This is a genomic window from Lentzea kristufekii (assembly GCF_033949925.1).
Taxonomy (GTDB): Bacteria; Actinomycetota; Actinomycetes; order Mycobacteriales; family Pseudonocardiaceae; genus Lentzea; species Lentzea kristufekii.
The window spans coordinates 212,214-232,609 of the sequence record NZ_JAXAVV010000013.1 but is presented as its reverse complement, the minus strand read 5'-3'; the positions used below and the strand labels follow the sequence as shown (position 1 = coordinate 232,609).

General features: G+C 69.1%; 20 protein-coding genes. 6 read left to right on the top strand and 14 right to left on the bottom strand.

What is annotated here, in order from left to right; all coding sequences use genetic code 11:
* The first annotated feature begins 143 nt into the window (after positions 1 to 143).
* On the top strand, positions 144 to 1,328 hold the full coding sequence (locus SK571_RS26680; RefSeq protein WP_319986821.1) for a cytochrome P450: 1,185 nt from the start codon (positions 144 to 146) through the stop codon (positions 1,326 to 1,328).
* Here SK571_RS26680 and SK571_RS26675 read toward each other — a convergent pair.
* Entirely contained in the window at positions 1,306 to 1,716 is a 411-nt protein-coding gene (locus SK571_RS26675; protein ID WP_319986820.1) for an anthrone oxygenase family protein, read from the bottom strand. The genes SK571_RS26680 and SK571_RS26675 overlap by 23 nt on opposite strands.
* Positions 1,717 to 1,798: 82 nt before the next feature.
* Between SK571_RS26675 and SK571_RS26670 the strand changes: the two genes are divergently transcribed.
* Complete coding sequence (locus SK571_RS26670) at positions 1,799 to 2,698, top strand: AraC family transcriptional regulator (RefSeq protein WP_319986819.1); 900 nt, start codon at positions 1,799 to 1,801, stop codon at positions 2,696 to 2,698.
* Here the strand turns inward: SK571_RS26670 and SK571_RS26665 are convergent.
* Positions 2,680 to 3,045 (bottom strand): VOC family protein, encoded by a 366-nt coding sequence (locus tag SK571_RS26665; RefSeq protein ID WP_319986818.1) that lies wholly within the window; start codon positions 3,043 to 3,045, stop codon positions 2,680 to 2,682. The two genes, SK571_RS26670 and SK571_RS26665, sit on opposite strands and share 19 nt — an antisense overlap.
* 56 nt (positions 3,046 to 3,101) lie before the next feature.
* Between SK571_RS26665 and SK571_RS26660 the strand changes: the two genes are divergently transcribed.
* Complete coding sequence (locus SK571_RS26660) at positions 3,102 to 3,686, top strand: alpha/beta fold hydrolase (protein WP_319986817.1); 585 nt, start codon at positions 3,102 to 3,104, stop codon at positions 3,684 to 3,686.
* Between the two features lie 12 nt (positions 3,687 to 3,698).
* Positions 3,699 to 4,964, top strand: coding sequence for an MFS transporter (locus tag SK571_RS26655; RefSeq protein ID WP_319986816.1), 1,266 nt, complete (start codon positions 3,699 to 3,701; stop codon positions 4,962 to 4,964).
* On the opposite strand, the gene SK571_RS26650 is transcribed toward SK571_RS26655, so the two are convergent.
* From SK571_RS26650 to SK571_RS26620, 7 genes are all read right to left on the bottom strand, one after another.
* Complete coding sequence (locus SK571_RS26650; protein ID WP_266037680.1) at positions 4,927 to 5,325, bottom strand: VOC family protein; 399 nt, start codon at positions 5,323 to 5,325, stop codon at positions 4,927 to 4,929. The genes SK571_RS26655 and SK571_RS26650 overlap by 38 nt on opposite strands.
* A 10-nt stretch (positions 5,326 to 5,335) precedes the next feature.
* Positions 5,336 to 6,463, bottom strand: a complete 1,128-nt coding sequence (gene proB / locus SK571_RS26645) for a glutamate 5-kinase (protein WP_319986815.1) — start codon at positions 6,461 to 6,463, stop codon at positions 5,336 to 5,338.
* Positions 6,464 to 6,467: 4 nt separating this feature from the next.
* On the bottom strand, positions 6,468 to 7,919 hold the full coding sequence (obgE, locus tag SK571_RS26640; protein ID WP_266037682.1) for a GTPase ObgE: 1,452 nt from the start codon (positions 7,917 to 7,919) through the stop codon (positions 6,468 to 6,470).
* A gap of 101 nt (positions 7,920 to 8,020) precedes the next feature.
* Positions 8,021 to 8,278, bottom strand: coding sequence for a 50S ribosomal protein L27 (gene rpmA, locus SK571_RS26635; protein ID WP_266037684.1), 258 nt, complete (start codon positions 8,276 to 8,278; stop codon positions 8,021 to 8,023).
* Positions 8,279 to 8,292: 14 nt separating this feature from the next.
* Positions 8,293 to 8,604, bottom strand: coding sequence for a 50S ribosomal protein L21 (gene rplU / locus SK571_RS26630; protein ID WP_030479431.1), 312 nt, complete (start codon positions 8,602 to 8,604; stop codon positions 8,293 to 8,295).
* Positions 8,605 to 8,869: 265 nt separating this feature from the next.
* On the bottom strand, positions 8,870 to 11,950 hold the full coding sequence (locus tag SK571_RS26625; RefSeq protein ID WP_319986814.1) for a translation initiation factor IF-2 N-terminal domain-containing protein: 3,081 nt from the start codon (positions 11,948 to 11,950) through the stop codon (positions 8,870 to 8,872).
* A gap of 229 nt (positions 11,951 to 12,179) precedes the next feature.
* Complete coding sequence (locus SK571_RS26620; RefSeq protein WP_319986813.1) at positions 12,180 to 12,905, bottom strand: TIGR03936 family radical SAM-associated protein; 726 nt, start codon at positions 12,903 to 12,905, stop codon at positions 12,180 to 12,182.
* A 205-nt stretch (positions 12,906 to 13,110) separates the two neighbouring features.
* On the opposite strand from SK571_RS26620, the gene SK571_RS26615 reads away from it, so the two are divergent.
* Positions 13,111 to 14,541: a S8 family peptidase gene (locus tag SK571_RS26615; RefSeq protein WP_319986812.1), complete on the top strand. Its 1,431-nt coding sequence runs from the start codon at positions 13,111 to 13,113 to the stop codon at positions 14,539 to 14,541.
* An 86-nt stretch (positions 14,542 to 14,627) separates the two neighbouring features.
* Here SK571_RS26615 and SK571_RS26610 read toward each other — a convergent pair whose 3' ends face one another.
* The 5 genes from SK571_RS26610 to SK571_RS26590 are packed head-to-tail and all read right to left on the bottom strand — an operon-like array spanning position 14,628 to position 19,600.
* Positions 14,628 to 15,071 carry a hypothetical protein gene (locus SK571_RS26610; protein WP_319986811.1) on the bottom strand — a complete coding sequence of 148 codons (444 nt, stop codon included), beginning with the start codon at positions 15,069 to 15,071 and terminating at the stop codon, positions 14,628 to 14,630.
* Positions 15,068 to 17,029 carry a TIGR03960 family B12-binding radical SAM protein gene (locus SK571_RS26605; RefSeq protein ID WP_319986810.1) on the bottom strand — a complete coding sequence of 654 codons (1,962 nt, stop codon included), beginning with the start codon at positions 17,027 to 17,029 and terminating at the stop codon, positions 15,068 to 15,070. Before SK571_RS26605 ends, SK571_RS26610 begins: the two co-directional genes overlap by 4 nt.
* Positions 17,030 to 17,073: 44 nt before the next feature.
* The gene (locus tag SK571_RS26600; RefSeq protein ID WP_319986809.1) at positions 17,074 to 17,916 is read right to left on the bottom strand and encodes an ABC transporter permease; all 843 of its coding nucleotides are present in this window, start codon (positions 17,914 to 17,916) and stop codon (positions 17,074 to 17,076) included.
* On the bottom strand, positions 17,913 to 18,686 hold the full coding sequence (locus SK571_RS26595) for an ABC transporter permease (protein WP_319986808.1): 774 nt from the start codon (positions 18,684 to 18,686) through the stop codon (positions 17,913 to 17,915). The genes SK571_RS26600 and SK571_RS26595 overlap by 4 nt, the downstream gene beginning before the upstream one ends.
* Positions 18,686 to 19,600, bottom strand: a complete 915-nt coding sequence (locus SK571_RS26590) for an ABC transporter ATP-binding protein (protein WP_319986807.1) — start codon at positions 19,598 to 19,600, stop codon at positions 18,686 to 18,688. Before SK571_RS26590 ends, SK571_RS26595 begins: the two co-directional genes overlap by 1 nt.
* Positions 19,601 to 19,656: 56 nt before the next feature.
* Here SK571_RS26590 and SK571_RS26585 point away from each other — a divergent pair, with 56 nt between their 5' ends.
* Complete coding sequence (locus tag SK571_RS26585; RefSeq protein ID WP_319986806.1) at positions 19,657 to 20,244, top strand: GNAT family N-acetyltransferase; 588 nt, start codon at positions 19,657 to 19,659, stop codon at positions 20,242 to 20,244.
* The last annotated feature ends 152 nt before the right edge of the window (positions 20,245 to 20,396 follow it).

Below are 20,396 nucleotides of genomic sequence, written 5' to 3'. Positions count from 1 at the left end.
CGGCAGTTGTGGATGGCCGACGTGGCGGTGCGAAGAGTCCCGCGAAGCAGTTCGCGGTGGCGAGAACTTCACCCGAACGCCAGCAGACGTAGGTCATTCGAGTCAGGCGGAGTGAACCGGCGCGGTGTGGCACTGTCAGCGGCATGACTCCGGACGTCGTGCGGTACCGGCAGGCCGATCTCCTCGCGAGCCTGTACCGGCGGTTCGGGCCGGTGGTGCGGATGGGGCCGTACACCTACCTGCTCGGGCCCGAGGCGAACCGGTTCGTGTTCGCCCATTCCGAGTTGTTCGAGGTGGAGCGGGCGTTCCAGTCGCTGGTGCCGGTGGACGGGCCCACGTCGTTGATCGTGAGCGACGGTGAGGACCACAAGCGGCGGCGCCGGTTCGTGCAGCCCGCGTTGGCGCACCGGCAGATCGCGAGCTACGTACCGGTCATGCGGGCCAACGCCGAGGCGACGATCGACGCGTGGCGGCCGGGAGAGGTCGTCGACGCGTACCAGGAGTTCCGCCGGGCGATCCGGCGCAGCACGATCCACGCGTTGTTCGGCGAGGAGCTGGCGCAGGAATCGGACTTCTTCGGCGCGCACCTGCAGGTGCTGATCAACCTGATCGACCGCAACCCGGCGGTCGTCACGCTGCTCAGGACGATGCGGGCGCCGGCCTGGCGCAACGCGATGCGGGCGCGCAGGGCCGTCGACGCGCGGGTCTACCGGGCGATCGAGGAGACGCGTCAAGGCAAGACGGCCGGTGACGTGCTCACCTCTCTCGTGGAGGGTGACGGGCTGAGCGACCTGGAGGTGCGCGACCAGATCGTCACGCTGATCGCGGCCGGGTACGAGACGACCAGCGGCGCGATGGCGTGGGCGGTGTTCAACCTGTTGCGGCACAACGGGGTCTGGGAGCGTGCGCGGCAGGACGACGACTACCTGGGCAACGTGGTCAACGAGACGCTCAGGCTCTACCCGCCGGCGGTCGTGTCGGCGCGGGTCGCGACGCAGGATTTCGAGTTCGCCGGGAAGAAGATCCGGCAGGGCACGTTCCTGCTGTACAGCCCGTACGTCACGCATCGGCTGGCCGAGGTGTTCCCGGATCCGCTGAAGTTCGACCCGGACCGCTGGGAGACCAAGCCGGCCCTGCACGAGTTCCTGCCGTTCGGCGGCGGCCCGCACCGCTGCATCGGCGCCGGGCTCGCCACGACCGAGCTGACCGTGATGCTGAAAGCGTTGCTGCAGAGACCGAAACCCGAACTGCTCCCCCAGCGCCTCACGCCGACCGGACTCGCGGCGATGCGGCCCAAGCACGGCCTCAGAATCCGAGCAGCAGGGTGACCGTCGAGGCGAGGCAGGCGACGGCGCGCACGTGGTTCCAGATCGTCCAGGTGCGCAGGTACTGCGGCCAGTAGGCGTCGTCGGACTGTTCGAGACGGTTGTTCATCGGCACGTTGACGACCATCGTCAGCAGGACGCAGCCGACGACGTAGAGCAGGCCGCCGGCGATCCTGCCCTGGAAGACCTCGATGCCGCACAACACGGCGTTGCCGAGGAACACCAGCAGGAACAACGGGTTCTGGATCCGGACGTTGATCCGGCGCATCGCTTCGCGTGCCGCGGAGGCGGGCAGATCGGCGAGGCCGGGCATGACAGCGACCGAGAAGGCGAAGAACAGCCCGGCCATCAGGCCGGAAGCGGCGGCTGCGATCAGCGTGATTGTCCCCATGGCGCTCACTCTGACCGTTGAACGCAGGACTCTCAATGACAATTCATCGCGCGGACTTGCTCGTTCGTCCAGAATCAACGCCATGACGGATGCACTGGGCGAGGCACTGCACCTGCTGAGGATGTCCGGCACCTTCTACTGCCGCAACGAGCTCACCGAGCCGTGGGGCGCGACGATGCCCGACATGGCGGACTGCCTGTGGTTCCACGTCCTGACCAGCGGCCGGTGCGACGTCGAGGTCGACGGCCAGGTCATCTCGCTCGAACCCGGCGACGTGCTGCTCGTCCCGGGAGGGCAGCGCCACCGGCTGTTCTACGGCGAGGCGGAGTCGCCGGTCGTCACGACGCTGCCGCACGAGTTCGAGACCGACAACTACGCGATCCTGCGGCACGGTGGTGGCGGCGCGGTGACGCACCTCGTGTGTGGTGCGGTCCGTTTCGACCATCCGGCCGCGAAGCACCTCATCAACGTGCTGCCGAACGTGCTGTACGTGCGCCGTGCCGACGACATGCGCGCCACCATCGACCTGATGGCCGCCGAGGCACAGGCCGTGCGTCCCGGCGGCGAGGCGGTCATCACCAGGCTCGCGGACGTGCTGGTGATCCAGACGATCCGCTCGTGGCTCGCCAACGACCCGGCCGCGCGCACCGGCTGGCTCGGCGCGCTGCAGGACCAGCAGATCGGGCAGGCACTCGCGCTGATCCACCGCGACCCCGCACAGCCGTGGACCGTCGAACGCCTCGCACACCAGACCGCCATGTCACGGTCGGCGTTCGCGGCGCGGTTCACCGAACTCGTCGGCGAACCGGCCATGCGTTACGTCACGCGGTGGCGCATGCACGTCGCGATGAATCGGCTGAAGGACCGCGACAGCACGGTCAGCGAGATCGCCCGCGGCCTCGGTTACGAGTCGGAGGCCGCGTTCAGCCGGGCGTTCAAACGGATCGTCGGGGTGTCGCCCGGTCAGGCGCGGGCGGGCTGAAGCAGGTCCCAGCGGTTGCCGTAGAGGTCTTCGAAGACGGCCACGCGGCCGTAGACCTCGTCGCGCGGCGTCTCCCGGAAGTGCACGCCGAACGCGGTCATGCGGGCGTGGTCGCGGTCGAAGTCGTCGGTGTTGAGGAAGAACCCGACACGTCCGCCGGTCTGGTCGCCCACTCGTGCCTGCTGCTGATCCGTGTCAGCCTGTGCCAGCAGCAGCGACGCACCCTCTCCCGCCGACACCACCACCCAGCGCTTGTGGCCCTGAGGGGTGTCCTCGACCAGCGTGAACCCGAGTCCCTCCACGTAGAAGCGGATCGCCTCGTCGTAGTCGCGGACCACCAACGTCACCAAACCAATAGATCGCACGGCGATGAGTATCAACGACGAGAGAGGTCTACTCGCGCATGGCTGACTCACTCGTTCTCCTGCATCCAGGTGGAGCCGATCCGTCCGCGTTCGGGCCTCAGTTCGACGCACTCGCCGACTTCTCCCTTCACGCACCACATCGCGTCGACCAGGCCACTCAGGACCACACCGAGATGGCTCACGAGACGATCGAGTTCCTGGAACGGGTCGGGCCCGCCCACCTGCTCGGCTGCAGCGACGGGGCCACGGTGGCACTGCTCACCGCCCTGCTCAGACCGGACCTCGTGCAACGCCTTGTGGTCGTGTGCGGCGTCTTCCACCACGACGGGTGGGACCCGGCCACGGAACTGACGCCGATGCACCACCGTTCTCCCGCGCTGACCGAGAAAGATCTCGGGACACTGCCGAACCGAACGCTGATCATGATCGGCGATGACGACGAGGTGACGCTGGAGCACGCCACCGCCCTGTACCGGGCGCTGCCCAAAGCCGAGCTCGCGGTCGTTCCCGGCACGTCGCACGGTCTGCTGCACGAGAAACCCGCGCTGTGCAACGCGATGATCGTGGACTTCCTGACCAACGATCCAGTCAAGACGTACGCGCCAATTCGTCGCCGTGTGTGATTGGGTGCGTCTATGGCGGTTACTTCGGAGACGCATCGACTGCCCGTACGCACGCTCGTCGCATCTAGCGCCGGCAACGCGGTGGAGTGGTACGACTGGGGGATCTACACGGCGTTCAGCATCTACTTCGCGACGCAGATCTTCCCTTCTGGCAACGAAACCGCAGCGCTGCTGAGCACCTTCGCGACGTTCGCGCTCGCCTTCTTCTTCCGCCCGCTCGGCGGCTATCTGCTCGGCCGGTTCGCGGACCTCAAGGGCCGCCGCACCGCGATGCTGTTCACGATCGTGCTGATGTCCGGCGGTTCGGTCGTGATCGGCCTGTTGCCGACGTTCGAGCAGGTCGGCTGGTTGTCACCGGCATTGCTGGTGCTCGCCCGCATCGCGCAGGGCATGGCGCTCGGCGGCGAGGTGTCGAACGCGTCGGCGTACCTGGCGGAGATCGCGCCCGCCACGCATCGCGGCCGGTACTCGTCGTTCTTCTACATCTCGACCGGCGCGGCGGTGCTGATCGCGTCGCTGCTCGGGTTCTTCCTGTCCCGCAACCTCGACAAGGCCGCGATGGCCTCCTACGGCTGGCGCGTGCCGTTCCTGATCGGTGGCGTGCTCGGCCTGGTCGGTCTGTGGCTGCGGCGGGAGCTCAAGGAGACCGAGCAGTTCGAGGAGAACAAGGCCAAGGCCGAGAGCCTGCGCAACCCGCTGCTGATGACGGTGAAGGAGCACCCGAAGGCCGTCGGGCAGCTCATCGGCATCACCCTGCTCTCGACGCTGAGCTTCTACACGTTCTTCAGCGCGCTGACGCCGTTCGCGGTGAAGACCAAGGGCACCAACGACATCGACGTGTTCCTGGCCCTGTCGATCGGCACCGTCGTGTTCATCGCGCTGCAGTACCCGATGGGGTGGATGGCCGACCGCTACGGCCGCAAACCGCAGATGCTCGTGTGGTCGGCGGCGATGGCGTTGCTGGTCGTGCCACTGTCGACACTGGTCAAGCCGGGGCTGGTGAACCTCGTGATCGTGTTCGCCGTGGGGCTCGGGCTGTACACGGCGATCACGTCGATCGCACCGGCGATCATGAGCGAGCTGTTCCCGACCGAACTGCGCGGGCTCGGCATCGGGGCTTGGTACAACCTGACCGTCGCGGTGTTCGGCGGTACCGCCCCGCTGGTCATCCAGGCCGTGGGCGGCACCGTCTTCTTCTGGTACGTGGCGGTCAGCGCGGTGATCACGTTCCTCGTGATCCTCACGCTTCCGGAGACAAAGGGTGTTCGGTTGAGCTGAGGCAGAACTCGTTGCCTTCGGGGTCGGCCAGCACGAACCAGACGCCGTCGCGGCTCACCACCGAGGCGCCGAGACCGACGAGCCGCGCCACCTCGGCCTCGACGTCGTCACACCACAGGTCGACGTGCACCCGGTTCTTCACCGTCTTGGGTTCGGGCACGCGGTTGAAGAAGAACCGCGGCGACCCGTCGAGCAGCACCGACGGGTCGTCCTCGGGGTCGTCGATGCCCATGGCGCTCAACCGCGTCAGCTCGGCGTCGTCGTACGGGGCGATCTCGTGGTCGTCGAGCGCCTGCGCCCAGAACCTGGCGAGAGACGCGGGATGAGCGCAGTCGATGACGACATCGTGCATCCGGGCCATGCACCCGAGACTAGCGATGCAACGGCACCAGATCATCGGCGTGCACGACCTCGCGGCGCTGTTCCTCAGGCAGGTCGTGGGTCTTGCGGCCGATCAACGACGGCAGCTCGGCCGAGTCGTAGCCGGCCACACCGCGGGCGACGACCTCGCCGGCCAGGCTGACCAGTTCCACGACGTCGCCTGCCTCGAAGTCGCCGTCCACGCCCGTGATTCCGGCGGCCAGCAACGAACGACGCCTGCCCACCACCGCGGCGACCGCGCCGTCGTCGAGGTGCAGCCGGCCGTTGGCGTCGGTGGCGTAGCCGAGCCAGAAGCGGCGGGCGGTGAGGCGCGAACCCGTCGCGGCGAAGGCGGTGCCCACGTCGGCGGCGGTCAGGGCGCGGCCCGCTTCGGTGGCGCTGGTGAGCAGCACCGGGATGCCCGCGGACGAGGCCAGGCGGGCGGCGGCGAGCTTGGAGGCCATGCCGCCGGTGCCGAGGCCGGACGCGCCGGCGGTACCCGCCTCCACACCGTCCACATCGGACGCTGACGCCACCTCGGCGATGCGGACGGCTCCCGGCTTGCGCGGATCACCCGAGTACAGGGCGTCCACGTCGGACAACAGGAACAGCGCGTCGGCACCCACGAGGTGGGCGACGAGGGCGGCGAGGCGGTCGTTGTCGCCGAAGCGGATCTCTTCGGTGGCAACGGTGTCGTTCTCGTTCACGACAGGTACGGCACCCAACGCCAGCAAACGCGAGAACGTGCGCTGGGCGTTGCGGTAGTGGGCGCGGCGCACCACGTCGTCGGCGGTCAGCAGCACCTGGCCGACCGTCAGCGAGTAGCGGCCGAACGAGTTCGCGTAGGCGTGCGCCAAGGTGAGCTGGCCGACGCTCGCCGCGGCCTGCTGGGTGGCGAGGTCGCGGGGGCGGCGGGAGAGCTTCAACGGCGCCAGGCCGGCGGCGATCGCACCCGACGACACGAGCACCACCTGGCTGCCCGCTGCGGCACGGGCGGCGAGGGCGTCGACCAGCGCGTCGAGACGCGCTGGGTCGAGGCCACCTTCCGCTGTGGTCAAAGAAGAAGAGCCGACCTTGACCACGATGCGGTTCGCCGAAGCGACCGCTTGCCGAGCTTGTGAGACCACGGGGGCCGTCACGGATTTACTCCTCGTCGAAGTCGTCGCCGTACTCACCGGGCGCGCGGCGGGCCTTCTTCAGGGCCTTGCGCTCGTGGGCGCCGATGCGGTCGTTGCGCTCGAGACGGATGTCCGTGCCACGTCCGGTCATCGTCATCGCGATGCCGGCCGGGGTGGTCGGTTCCCAGTCGAAGATCAGGTCGCCGATGGTGACCTGGCAACCGGGGACGGCGCCCATCTTCACGAGCTTTTCCTCGACGCCCAGCCTGTTGAGGCGGTCCGCGAGGTAACCGACGGCTTCGTCGTTGGAGAAGTCGGTCTGGCGGATCCAGCGCTCGGGGCGTTCGCCCTTCACGATGAAGCCACCCTCGACCGAGGGGTCCTCGGTCACGGTGAAGCCCTGGTCGTCCACGGCGGTCGGCCGCAGCACGATTCGGGTCGATTCCTTCTTCGGCTGGGCCTCGCGGTACTCGCGCACGACCTCGGCCAGCTTGAACGTCAGCTCGCGCAGGCCCTGGCGGGACACCGTCGACACCTCGAAGACCGGCAGGCCACGGGCCTCGATCTCCGGGCGGACGATGTCGGCGAGGTCCTGGGCGTCCGGGATGTCGACCTTGTTGAGGATCACCACGCGCGGACGGTCCTCGAAGTTGCCGCCGAGTGCCGGCGTGTACTCCGAGAGTTCCTTCTCCAGCGCGTCGATGTCCGCGATCGGGTCGCGGCCCGGCTCGTACGTCGCGCAGTCGACGACGTGCGCGAGCACGGCGGTGCGCTCGATGTGGCGCAGGAAGTCGAGGCCGAGGCCCTTGCCCTGCGACGCTCCGGGGATCAGGCCGGGGACGTCCGCCATCGTGAAGACGGTCTCGCCCGCGGTGATCACCCCGAGGTTCGGGACCAGGGTCGTGAACGGGTAGTCGGCGATCTTCGGCTTGGCCGCGGACAGCACCGAGATCAGCGACGACTTGCCCGCGGACGGGAAGCCGAGCAGGCCGACGTCCGCGACGGACTTGAGCTCCAGCACCAGGTCGCGCGTCTCGCCCGGCTCACCGAGCAACGCGAAACCAGGCGCCTTGCGGGCCTTGGACGCGAGCGAGGCGTTGCCCAGGCCGCCACGGCCACCGGCCGCCGCGATCAGCTGGGTGCCCTCGCCGACGAGGTCCGCGACGATCTCGCCCGACTCGGTCATCACGACCGTGCCGTCCGGGACGCGCAGGATCAGGTCCTCGCCGTTCGCGCCGTCGCGGTTCGCACCGGCACCGGCCTTGCCGCTGGTGGCGGAGGCGTGCGGGCGGAAGTGGAAGTCCAGCAGGGTGTGCACCTGGGAGTCGACGACGAGGATGACGTTGCCGCCACTGCCTCCGTTGCCGCCGTCCGGGCCGCCGAGCGGCTTGAACTTCTCGCGGTGCACTGAAGCACACCCGTTGCCCCCGTTGCCGGCGGCAGCGTGGATCACCACCCGGTCTACGAAGCGGGCCACGGAACTACTTCCCTTCAAAGGTCTGAACAAAGCAACGAGGGGCGAGCCGGATGACCGGGCCCGCCCCTCGCAGAGGTCTAACTACGTTGCGGAAACGGTCCTCAGACCGCGACCGGAACGATGTTGACGGTCTTGCGACCGCGCTTCGAACCGAACTCCACCGCACCGGGCAGCAGGGCGAACAGCGTGTCGTCCTTGCCGATGCCGACGCCGACGCCGGGGTGGAACTTGGTGCCGCGCTGGCGGATCAGGATCTCGCCGGCCTTGACGACCTGACCGCCGAACCGCTTCACACCCAGGTACTGGGGGTTGGAGTCACGGCCGTTGCGGGAACTGGATGCACCCTTTTTGTGTGCCATGAGAAGTCAGGTCCTCACTTACCGGTGATGCCGGTGACCTCGACACGGGTCAACTTCTGACGGTGACCCTGTCGCTTGTGGTAGCCGGTCTTGTTCTTGAACTTGTGGATGCGAATCTTCGGGCCCTTGGTGTGCTCGACCAGCTTGCCGGTAACCGAGAACTTCGCCAGGGCCGCCGCGTCTGCGGTGACGTCAGTGCCGTCGACCACGAGCAGCGCCTGGAGGGAGATTTCGGTGCCCGGCTCGCCCTCGAGCTTCTCGACCTCGACGATGTCGCCGACAGCGACCTTGTACTGCTTGCCGCCGGTCTTGACGATCGCGTACATCAGGACGGAAGTCTCCTGCTACTCGATGGTGACGGGCCGTGGGCCAACCAGTCTGGGACGGTGTTTCCACCATTAGGCACCAGAGGAGGCACACGACAGGACCCGTCGGATGGCGGGCCGTCCACAAGGTTACGGGAGTGGGTACTCCTGGAGCAAACCGGGGTGCCCCGAACACGTTCCCGCAGCCTGTGTGGTGCCCCACATCGTTGTCCCGCAACGCAAAACCGGGGCCGCCCGCAGGCGACCCCGGTCTCGCTTCCTCGCGTCAGTCCTCCTGGACCGGCGGTCCCGCGGGCCGCGACACGGCGCGGCGCCTGCGGGTGGTGGTGACCACCGGTGCGGGCATCTGGACCTCGGGCTGCTTGGGCACCTCGACGACGATCGGAGCGGGCACCTCGGCCGCCGGGGCACCGGCGGCGCGCTTGGCCGCGCGACGCCGCGGACGAGCCGCAGGGGGCTCCACCGCGGCCACAGGGGCCGCGGCGACGGGCTCGGGTGCGGAGACCGGCTGCGGGGCCTCGGTGGGCTCCTGCTCGGGCTCGGCGGCCGGAAGGGGCCGCTGGGCACCGATGCGGCCGGTCACCACGGGCTGCTGAGCTCCGATGCGACCCGTCGCGACGGGCTGCTCGGACTCGGCGGGCCGCTGGGCACCGATGCGCCCGGTGGCGACGGGCTGCTCGGCGACGGGCTCGACGAGCTCCTCGGCCGTCTCCTCGATCACCTCGGGCTCGGTGACCTCGGGCTCGGTGACCTCGGGCTCGGTGACCACGGGCTTGAGCTCGACGGGCGCCGGGTCCTCGGCGACCTCGTGCGGCACGTGACCGTTGAGCTCCTGCTCCTCGACCACGACCGCGTCGACCACGGCCTGCGGCTCCTTGTCTCGGCCACGCCGACGGCGGCGACGACGGCCGTGGGCCTCGTGCTCCTGGTCGGCGGCGACCACGTCCTCGGAGGTGTCCTCCGGCTCGCCGGGCTCGAAGACCTCGACGACCTCGGGCTCGGCCGGCGCCTCGACGGCTGCCTCGACGACCTCGGTCGTCTCGGCCGCCTGCTCGCCGCCGCCCTTGTTGCGGCGCGACTTGCGGCCACCGCTCTGCTGCGGCTGCTGCTGGCCGCCACCGTTGCCACCACCGTGCGAGTGCACGGGCTCGGTGGACACGACGACGCCGCGGCCGCGGCAGTGCTCACACGTCTGGCTGAACGCCTCGAGCAGGCCCGTGCCGACCCGCTTGCGGGTCATCTGGACGAGACCCAGCGAGGTGACCTCGGCGACCTGGTGACGCGTGCGGTCGCGGCCGAGGCACTCGGTCAGGCGGCGCAGGACCAGGTCGCGGTTCGACTCCAGGACCATGTCGATGAAGTCGATGACGATGATGCCGCCGATGTCGCGCAGCCGGAGCTGGCGGACGATCTCCTCCGCCGACTCCAGGTTGTTGCGCGTGACGGTCTCTTCGAGGTTGCCGCCCGACCCGGTGAACTTGCCGGTGTTGACGTCGATGACCGTCATCGCCTCGGTGCGGTCGATGATCAGGTAACCACCCGACGGCAGCCAGACCTTGCGGTCCAGCGCCTTCATCAGCTGCTCGTCGATGCGGTACTCGACGAACGCGTCGTTGTTGCCGACGTGCTTCTTCAGGCGGTCCTGCAGGTCCGGCGCCACGTGGCGGACGTAGGAGTCGATGACCTCCCACGCCTCGTCGCCCTGGACGACGAGCTGGGCGAAGTCCTCGGTGAACAGGTCGCGAACGACCTTCACCAGCAGGTCCGGCTCTTCGTAGAGCAGCGTCGGCGCCTTGGTGGAGGTGCTCTCGGACTTCTCCTTGATGACCTTCCACTGGGCCTGCAGACGCGTGACGTCGCGGCCGAGCTCCTCCTCGGAGATGCCCTCCGAGGCGGTGCGGATGATCACGCCGGCGTCCTCGGGGACGACGCGCTTGAGGATGTCCTTGAGGCGCTTGCGCTCGTTGTCCGGCAGCTTGCGGCTGATGCCCGTGGCACCGCCGCCCGGCACGTACACCAGGAAGCGGCCGGGGAGGCTGATCTGCGTGGTGAGGCGGGCGCCCTTGTGGCCGACCGGGTCCTTGGTGACCTGGACGAGCACGGAGTCGCCGCTGCTCAGCGCTTGTTCGATCTTGCGGGACTTGCCCTCGAGACCGGCGGCGTCCCAGTCGACCTCACCGGCGTAGAGCACGGCGTTGCGGCCGCGGCCGATGTCGATGAACGCGGCTTCCATGCTCGGCAGCACGTTCTGCACGCGGCCGAGGTAGACGTTGCCCACGATCGAGCCGCTGCCCGACGACGTGACGAAGTGCTCGACCAGCACGCCGTCTTCCAGCACGCCGATCTGGGTGCGGTCGCCGCGCTCGCGGACGACCATCGTGCGGGCCACAGCCTCGCGGCGGGCCAGGAACTCGGCCTCGGTCAGGACCGGGGCACGCCGGCGGCCGGCCTCGCGACCGTCGCGGCGGCGCTGGCGCTTGGCCTCCAGGCGCGTGGAGCCGCGGATGCTGCGCACCTCGCTCTGCGCGGCCTCGGAGTCGGCCTTGTCGTCGCGCGCGTCACGCGTCTCGCGGACGTGCACGACCGTGTTCGGCGGGTCGTCCTCGGACGTCACGTCGTCTTCCGCGCCGGTCTTGCGGCGACGGCGACGGCGGCGACGGCGGGTCGAGCTCTCGTCGCCCTCGTCCTCGGCCTCGGCGGCGTCGTCGCTCTCGGCGGTGTCGGAGGCGTCCTCGGCCGGAGCCTCGTCGGTCTCCTCGCCGCCCTCGGCGTCCGTGCCCTTGCCGCGGCCACGACCCCGGCGGCCACGGCGGCGGCGACGGCGGCTGTCCGCCTCGTCGTCACCGTCGACCTCGGCGTCGGTCTCCGCCTCGGCGGCCTCGGCGGCGTCGAGCTCGTCCGCGGCGATCTCGCCGACGGACTTCTCCTCGACGACCGGCTCCTCCTCGACCACGAACGGCGACGGCGGCGCCTTCGGGCGCTCGATCGGCGTCGGCGGCAGGAAGACCGCGCTCGGCGCGGCGAAGATCGGCGCGAGCGCCGGTGCCTCGAACGCCGGGATCGCGGGGGCCTCGTAGTCCTCGGTGACCTCACCGGTGACCACGTCGTCCCAGTCGACGAGTGTCTCGGCGACCTTCAGCGCGACGTCGCGGCTGACGCTCGACTGCGCGCTCTTGGGGACCTCACCGAGGTCCGCCAGCGCCGTCATCACGTCCTTGCTGCTGACGTCCAGCAGTTTCGCCAGTGCGTGAACCCGCAACTTGTCAGGCAGGTTCGCCAGTTCAGGGCGTGCGGCAACCACACCCTGCCCGCCGGTGCCACCGGCGGGCTGTTCCTTGTTCGACATGCAGCTCCTCCACCCCCGGGCGCGTCCCGTGAGGACGCGGCCGCGCAGGGGCCTCTCTTGGTCTCTCTCCGCCGCTGCTCGCGGCGGGAATCCTTGCCTCGCGCGCAGCGGCGTGGCGCCTCACTGGACGCACGCTTGCGCAGGTCCCACGACGACGCCGCTGTCAGCGCCGCTCCTCCTGTGTGCTTCGCGGGCGGGGGCCGGACCAATCAGACACCGTCTGCGCTCGTCAGGACTCTCTGTCCTGTTGGAGCGGGTCCACCAGCCTGCCCTCACCGTCGAGGCGTCCCTGCGCCATCCGGGTTGCTTTCGCAGGTACCGGCGGCACGAGATCGGCCACGACGCGAAGCGCATTCAGCACGTCGTCGGGTCGCACGGTAGGCGTTACCTGCCGTACAACCGTCATGAGTATCCCACACGGTCGTGACAAAGCGGTGTCATCGTGTCCGGCGTCGCTCGAACGTGGTTCGACCAGCGCCGACACGACGGCGGGCCGCACGTCGAGCATCTTCGTGCCGTTCTTGGTGAGCCGCTCGACCTCCACGGACTCGGCCGCGAGGAAGACGCTCACCGCCTTCGCCAGCTCATCGGGCTCGACCCCGTCGAGCTCGATCCTCCACTCGCTGGCGTCGATGCGCTCGGTGAGGTTGCCACCGCGCGCCTGGACGATGTCGACGACGTCGATGCCGGGCGGCAACGCCTCGTCGAGCGCGGCCTTGAGCGCCACCGGGTCGACCGCCTCGACCACCGAGACCTCGACGTACTCGGCCTCGCTGGCCACGCCGGTCGGCGCGGCGCCGACCCACGACACCTTCGGGTGAGGGCTGAACCCCTGGGAGTAGGCCATGGGTACGCCTGCCCTGCGCAGCGCACGTTCGAACGTGCGAGCGATGTCGCGGTGCGAAGTGAAACGCAACCTCCCCCGCTTGGTGTAGCGCAGGCGCAGTTTCTGCACCGCGGCAGCGGAGGGGTTGTTCGGCAGGTTGCGGCTCAGCGGTGCTCCCGAGTGGTGTTCCGACGGGTGAGCGGTCCCATCGGCGCAGGCTGTTCGTCCATGAGGACGGTACCGTGAACCTGATTCAGAACGTTCAGCTTGTCTAGATCGTTGCGCGTGGTTACGGTCCGGCTGACTGGACGCCCTGCCGACCTGGAGGTCCCTGGTGCCTCTGCCCCACCGCGCACGAGCGGCGGCGATGACCGCGTTGCTCGTGGCCGGGTGCTTGGCGGCGTCGTTGCCCGCGGGCGCGGAACCAGACCCGGCGCCCGCCGCGCCGTCGTGCATCCAGCCCGGTCCGCTGCTGCGCTACCTCGTGGTCTTTCCGCAGGCCACACCCGCCGAGACGGCGAATTCCGAGATCACCGAGGCGTGTGGCCTGACCACCGTCTACTACCCGCAGATCTCGGTCGCGGTGGCCACCTCACCGGACCCCCGTTTCCTCGACCGGATCGGCCCGCAGCGGGCCTACAGCGCCCAGGCCGAGGGCATCGCCAAGCGGTCGGTGAAGCGCAAGAAGGACGACACCGAGCTGTTCCGGCCCTCGGGCGTGCGCTCGGCCGAGCAGTGGGACATGAATCTCATCAACGCCCCGGCCGCGCACGAGATCACCACGGGCTCCAAGTCCGTCGTCGTGGGCGTGCTGGACTCGGGCATCGACGCCCGCCATCCCGATCTGGCCGCCGCACTGGCGCCCGAACTGTCCGCGGGGTGTCTGACCGGCAAGCCCGACACGGCACCTTCCGCGTGGACCCCGACGACCTCCCCGCACGGCACGCACGTCGCCGGCACCATCGCCGCCGCGGACGACGGCCGCGGCACCACGGGCGTCGCGCCGGGCGTGCGCATCGCGTCCGTGAAGGTCGTGGACGACGAGGGCTTCATCTACCCCGAGTACGCGGTGTGCGGCTTCATGTGGGCCGCCGCGCAGCAGATGACGATCACCAACAACAGCTACTTCATCGACCCGTACCTGTTCACGTGCCAGAGCGAGCCCGGTCAGCGCGTCGTCTACGAGGCCGTCCGCCGCGCCGTCGATTACGCGACCTCGCGCAACGTGCTGACGGTCGCCGCCGCCGGGAACGCCGCCGCCGACCTGTCCAGGCCGGGGCGCGACTCGATGTCGCCGACGAACGGCGACGCACAGACGCGGCCGGTCGACTCGACGTGCGTGGTGCTCCCGGCGCAGCTCAAGAACGTCGTGGCGGTGTCCGCGGTCGATTCGACCAAGACCAAGGCCGGGTACAGCTCGTACGGGCTGGGTGCGATCGACGTGACGGCGCCGGGTGGCGACTCGCGCACGCCGAACGGGTGCGTGCTGTCGACCGTGCCGTCCGGCTACGACTACTCGTGCGGCACGTCGATGGCGACGCCGCACGCGGCCGGGGTGGCGGCGCTGATCGCCTCGGTGCATCCCGAGACGGACGCGGTGTCGCTGGGGCGGAAGCTGAACGCGCAGGCGCAGACACTGGCCTGCCCCGCCGACTACGACCTGAACGGGACGGGTGTGCAGGACGCGTTCTGCACCGGGTACTCGGAGTACAACTCGTTCTACGGCCACGGACTCGTGGACGCGCGCGCCGCCGTCACGAAGTAGCCGACTGCCTGCGCGACGGCTCGGGTGGTGGTCCGGTCCTCGTGCTGGACGACGGGGACTTCAGCGACACCGGGTGCCGGCAGCCGTCACGCTGTGACGTCGTAGGCCCTGAGCTGGACCATCAGCGGCAACCCGTTGTCATGGACCGCGCACCCGATCTGCACCGACCGTGCCGCGGTGTGCCAGCCCGCGACGTAGCCGTACGGGTACCACTCGTCGAGTTCGGCGACGGAGATCGCGCCCGGCCGCCAGCCCTCCGCACGGTGCTCGAACAACTCGCGCAACGCGTCCATCCGCGGTCGGGCCAGCGCTTCCAGCTGCTCGTAGTCGCGGTGTTCCTCGTCGTCGAGGTCCAGCTCCCACAGCTCGAACGTGAGCTCCCGGACGATCGTGCCCTCGACCTCGTCGACGCTCGACGTGACGCCACCCAGGTCCAGGTCCTGCACGGCGCCGGCCAGGCCGGCCTTCGTCCAGTCCTCGTGGGACCGGACGAGGCCGAGCACCTGATCGACGACGTCAGCGTCGCTCAAGGCGTGAGCGTGGGGTTCTTCACCGGCGAGCCGACGCCGACCGGGGAGATCGGCAGCAGCTTGCGGCCCGTGGGACCGACCTCGATGTCCGTGCCCATCGCCGGGCAGACACCGCAGTCGAAGCACGGGGTCCAGCGGCAGTCGTCCTGCTCGCGCTCGTCGAGCGCGTCCTGCCAGTCGGCCCAGAGCCATTCCTTGTCGAGGCCCGAGTCGAGGTGGTCCCAGGGCAGGACCTCCAGCTCCTCGCGCTCGCGGGTGGTGTACCAGGCGAGGTTCACGCCGAGCGGCTCCAGCTCCCGCGCGGCCATGGTGGTCCAGCGGTCGTAGGAGAAGTGCTCGCTCCAGCCGTCGAACCGGCCACCGTCGCGCCACACGGCCTCGATGACCTTGCCGATGCGCCGGTCACCCCGGCTGAGCAGGCCTTCGATGAGACTCGGCTTGCCGTCGTGGTAGCGCATGCCGATATTGCGGCCGAGGCTGCGGTCGCTGTTGACGGCTTCGCGCAGCTTGCGCAGGCGGTCGTCGACCACGTCCGGGTCGCACTGCGGGGCCCACTGGAACGGCGTGTGCGGCTTGGGCACGAACCCGCCGATCGAGATGGTGCAGCGGACGTCGTTGCGGCCGCTCGCCTGCCGGCCGGCGCGGATGACGTTCTTCGCCATCTCCGCGATCTGCAGGACGTCCTCGTCCTCCTCGGTGGGCAGGCCGCACATGAAGTAGAGCTTCACCTGCCGCCAGCCGTTGGAGAACGCGGCCGACACCGTGCGGATGAGGTCCTCTTCGGACACCATCTTGTTGATGACGCGGCGCATCCGCTCGCTGCCGCCCTCGGGCGCGAAGGTCAGGCCCGAGCGCCTTCCGTTGCGGGACAACTCGTTCGCGAGATCGATGTTGAACGCGTCGACGCGGGTGCTCGGCAGGCTCAGACCCGTGTTCGTGCCCTCGTAGCGGTCCGCGAGGCCCTTGGTGATCTCGGCGATCTCGCTGTGGTCCGCACTGGACAGCGACAGCAGGCCGACCTCTTCGAAGCCGGTCGCCTCCAGGCCCTTCTGGACCATGGCGCCGATGCCCTCGATGGACCGCTCGCGCACAGGGCGGGTGATCATGCCCGCCTGGCAGAAGCGGCAGCCGCGCGTGCAGCCGCGGAAGATCTCGACGCTCATCCGCTCGTGGACGCTCTCGGCGAGCGGCACCAGCGGCTGCTTCGGGTACGGCCACGCGTCGAGGTCCATCGTGGTGCGCTTGAAGACGCGGTACGGGACCCGGTCGCGGTTCGGCACGACGCGCTGGATGCGGCCGTCCGGCAGGTACTCCACGTCGTAGAAGCGCGGAATGTACACGCCGCCGGTCTCGGCGAGCCTCGTCAGCACCTCGTCGCGGCCACCGGGAGAGCCTTCGGCCTTCCAGTTCTTCACGATCTCGGTGATCTCGAGGACGGCCTCTTCGCCGTCGCCCAGCACCGCCGCGTCCACGAAGTCCGCGATCGGCTCCGGGTTGAACGCCGCGTGCCCACCGGCGACCACGATCGGGTCGGCCTCGGTGCGGTCCGCCGCGTGCAGCGGGATGCCGGCGAGGTCCAGCGCCGTCAGCATGTTCGTGTAGCCCAGCTCCGTTGCGAAGCTGATGCCCATCAGGTCGAACGCCTTCAGCGGGCGGTGCCCGTCGACCGTGAACTGCGGGACGTCGTGCTCGCGCATGAGCGCCTCGAGGTCCGGCCACACGGCGTACGTGCGCTCGGCGAGCACGTCCGGCAGCTCGTTGAGGATCTCGTAGAGGATCATGACGCCCTGGTTGGGCAGGCCGACCTCGTAGGCGTCGGGATACATCAACGCCCAGCGCACGGACGCCTCGTCCCAGTCCTTGACGGTCGCGTTGAGCTCCCCGCCGACGTACTGCACCGGCTTGGAGATCCGCGGCAGCAGAGGCTCCAACCTGGGGAAAACAGACTCGACACTCACACGACCAGAGTAACGGCCCCCGCAGGCACCGGCCGAATCGCGGTTCAGTCCAGCAACAACTTCCCCAATCGCCGTGCCGCCACGACCGTTCCCACGGCCGCGAGGACCGCGAAGTACGCGACGTGGCCGAGCATGCCCCAGCCGACAACGCCCAGCGTGAGGCCCCTCATCAGCTCGATGGCGTGGTAGAGCGGCGTCCACGTCACCACCACCTGCAACCAGCCCGGGTAGACCGACAGCGGGTAGAACGTCGTCGAGAACAGGAACAGCGGCAGCACCGCGAGCTGCACGAGGTCGAAGTCCTGCCACGACCTCATGAACGTCGTCGCCGCCATGCCGACCGCCGCGAACGCGAACGCGACCAGCAGCGCCGCCGGCAAGGCGAGCAGCGCCCACGGCGAGAAGATCAGCCCCATCCCGAGCATGACCGCGAGGAACCCGGCCGAGTACAGCCCGCCTCTGATCAGCGCCCAGGCGATCTCGCCGATCGCGATGTCCATCGGCCCCATCGGCGTCGTGAGCATCGCGTCGTACAGCTTCACGTACTTGAACTTGAAGAACACGTTGAACGTCGCGTCGTACACGGCCCCGTTCATCGCGCTCGCCGCCAGCAGCGCGGGCGCCACGAACGCCGCGTAGCTGATGGGCCGTCCGTCCGGCCCGGCCACCGCCGACACCATCTGCCCGAACCCGAGCCCGAGCGACCACAGGAACAGGACGGGCTCGAACGCCCCGCCGACCAGCACGAACCACGCGCGCCGGTTCACGACCGCAGCGCGTTCGACGAGCATGCTCGCCTTGCCGCCGTACAACCCCGGCGGAATCACGCGCCACAACAGCCCCACGCTGGCGGGCACGGCCTTCTCGCGATCGAGGGTCTGCGTCATACCGCCAGCCTCCGGTGGAAGTACTTCACGCCGAGCGCGATGCCGGCGGCCGTCAGCGCCACGAGGTACGCGAAGTGCCCCAACGCCGGTAAGAGGTCGACAGTGCCGAACGCCGCGCCGCGGGTGAGCTCGATGCCGTGCCACGCGGGCGTCAGCCACACCACCGGCAACAACCAGTCCGGCAGCTGGCTGACCGGGAAGAACGCGCCGGTGAACAGCGTCATCGGCATCATCACGAACCGGAAGATGGTCGTGAACCCGTCCGGCTTGTCCAACGTCGCGCTGTACGCGACCAACGGCGCGCTGAACGCCAGCGCCGCCACCGTCGCGACCGGGATCGCCACGAGGATGCCGGGCCCCGCCGCCGCACCGAGCACGACCGCGATGCCCACGAACACAGCGGACCGCACGAACATCTGCGAGCCGATCCACAACATCTGCCCGTAGAGCACCTGCGCCGGTGTGATCGGCGTGGCCACCATCCCGACGTACGTCTTCTGCCACAGGAACGCCGACATGATCGCGTAGGTCGACTCGAACGTCGCACCCTGCAACGCCGTGACGACGACCAGCGCGGGTGCGAGGTACTGCAGGTACGGCACCCCGCCGATCAGCGCCGTCGACTGCACCTGCGACCCGAACCCGAGCCCGAGCGCCAGCAGGAACAACACGGGCGTCAGGAAGCTCGACACGACCGTGGCCCGCCAGTTGCGCCGGTACCACGTCCAGTGCTTCTCGAAGCCGAACCAGGAAGCCCTCAGCGTCTGCATCAGTCCACCAACGTCCGGCCGGTGAGCCGCAGGAACACGTCCTCCAGCGAACTGCGCCGCACCAGGCTCTGCACCGGCTGAACCCCTTGCTCGTGGACTCTCTGGAGGGTCGCCTCCCCGTCCTGCGTGTAGAGCAGCAACCGGTCCGGCAACACCTCGACCCGCTCGGCGAACCTCTCCAGGTCGGGCTTCTGCGCGCCGGGCTGGAACCGCAGCTCCAGCACCTCCCGAGTGGAGTACCGGCTGATCAGCTCACTGGGCGACCCCTCGGCCGCGATCCGCCCGCCGTCCATCACCACGAGCCGGTCGCACAGCTGCTCGGCCTCGTCCATGTAGTGGGTGGTGATGATGAGCGTGACGCCGTCCTGCTTGAGCCGGAACAGCCTGTCCCACAACAGATGCCGCGCCTGCGGGTCCAACCCGGTGGTCGGCTCGTCGAGCAGGAGCAACTCCGGGTCGTTCACCAGGGACCGGGCGATGGTGAGCCGCCGCTTCATGCCTCCGCTGAGCGGCTCGACCTCGTGGTCGGCCCGATCCACGAGCTGCGCGAACTCCAGCAGCTCCTCGGCCTTCTCCCGGCACTTCTGCCGAGACATCCCGAAGTACCGCCCGTAGGTCTGCAGGTTCTGCCGGACCGTCAGCTCGGTGTCCAGGTTGTCGAGCTGCGGCACCACCCCGAGCCGGGCCCGGATCTTGGGCCCCTCGGTCCCCGGATCCATGCCGAGAACCTTCAGCTCGCCACCGGTCCGCCCCGACACGCACGAGATCATCCGCATGGTCGACGACTTCCCGGCCCCGTTGGGCCCGAGGAACCCGAACGCCTCCCCCCGCCGCACCTCGACGTCGATGCCGCGCACGGCCTCGAACGACCCGAAGTGCTTGGTCAGAGCCTTGGCCTCAACAAGGTTGTCCACAAGACCCGACGTTAACGAACAGGTCTGACAATTCTCGACGCAATTACGATCGCCCCATGCCCACGACGAACCTGCTCTGGCTCTCGGAAGCCGACGACGACCTCCGCGCCGAGATCCACGCAGTCGTGCACGACGTGGTGGCGGCAGGCGGCGCAGTCGGCTACCACGAGCCCCCGACCTACGACCGCATCTCGACGTGGCTGGACACCGTCCTCAAACAGGTCCGCGACGGCGACGCCGCCTTCACCGCCGCCACAGTGGACGGCGTGGTGCGAGCAGTGGGCCTCTGGCGCCGCGGCTCGACCGCCGTCTTCCAGCACCGGGCCGAAGTCCAGCAGATCATGGCCCACCCCTCGGCCCGCGGCCTGGGCCTGGGCAAGCGGGTGGTGGAGGGCCTCATCACGAACGCCCGCGAACAGGGCATTGAAATCGTCATGCTCGGCGTACGAGGCAACAACCACGGCGCAATCGAGCTGTACGAGAGCCTGGGCTTCCAAGAGTGCGGCCGCATGCCGAACGCAATCGCCGTAGGCACCGAACGCTGGGACGACGTGTGGATGTACCTACCGCTCGGCTACCCGGAGGGCACCACCCTGAACGGCGACAAGCCAGGCGGCCTGGGCAGCAGCCCCAGAAGAACCTGACCCCACACACAAGCACCACCCACGCGATGCCGAAGGCGAGCCGTACTTACCAAACGGTCAGGGTGGGGTGGCTTCGTCACGAGTCGTGCCACAGCACTCGCTGCATGCAAGAAGGGGTGTCAACTCGACACGCTTTTCGTCGAGTTGACACC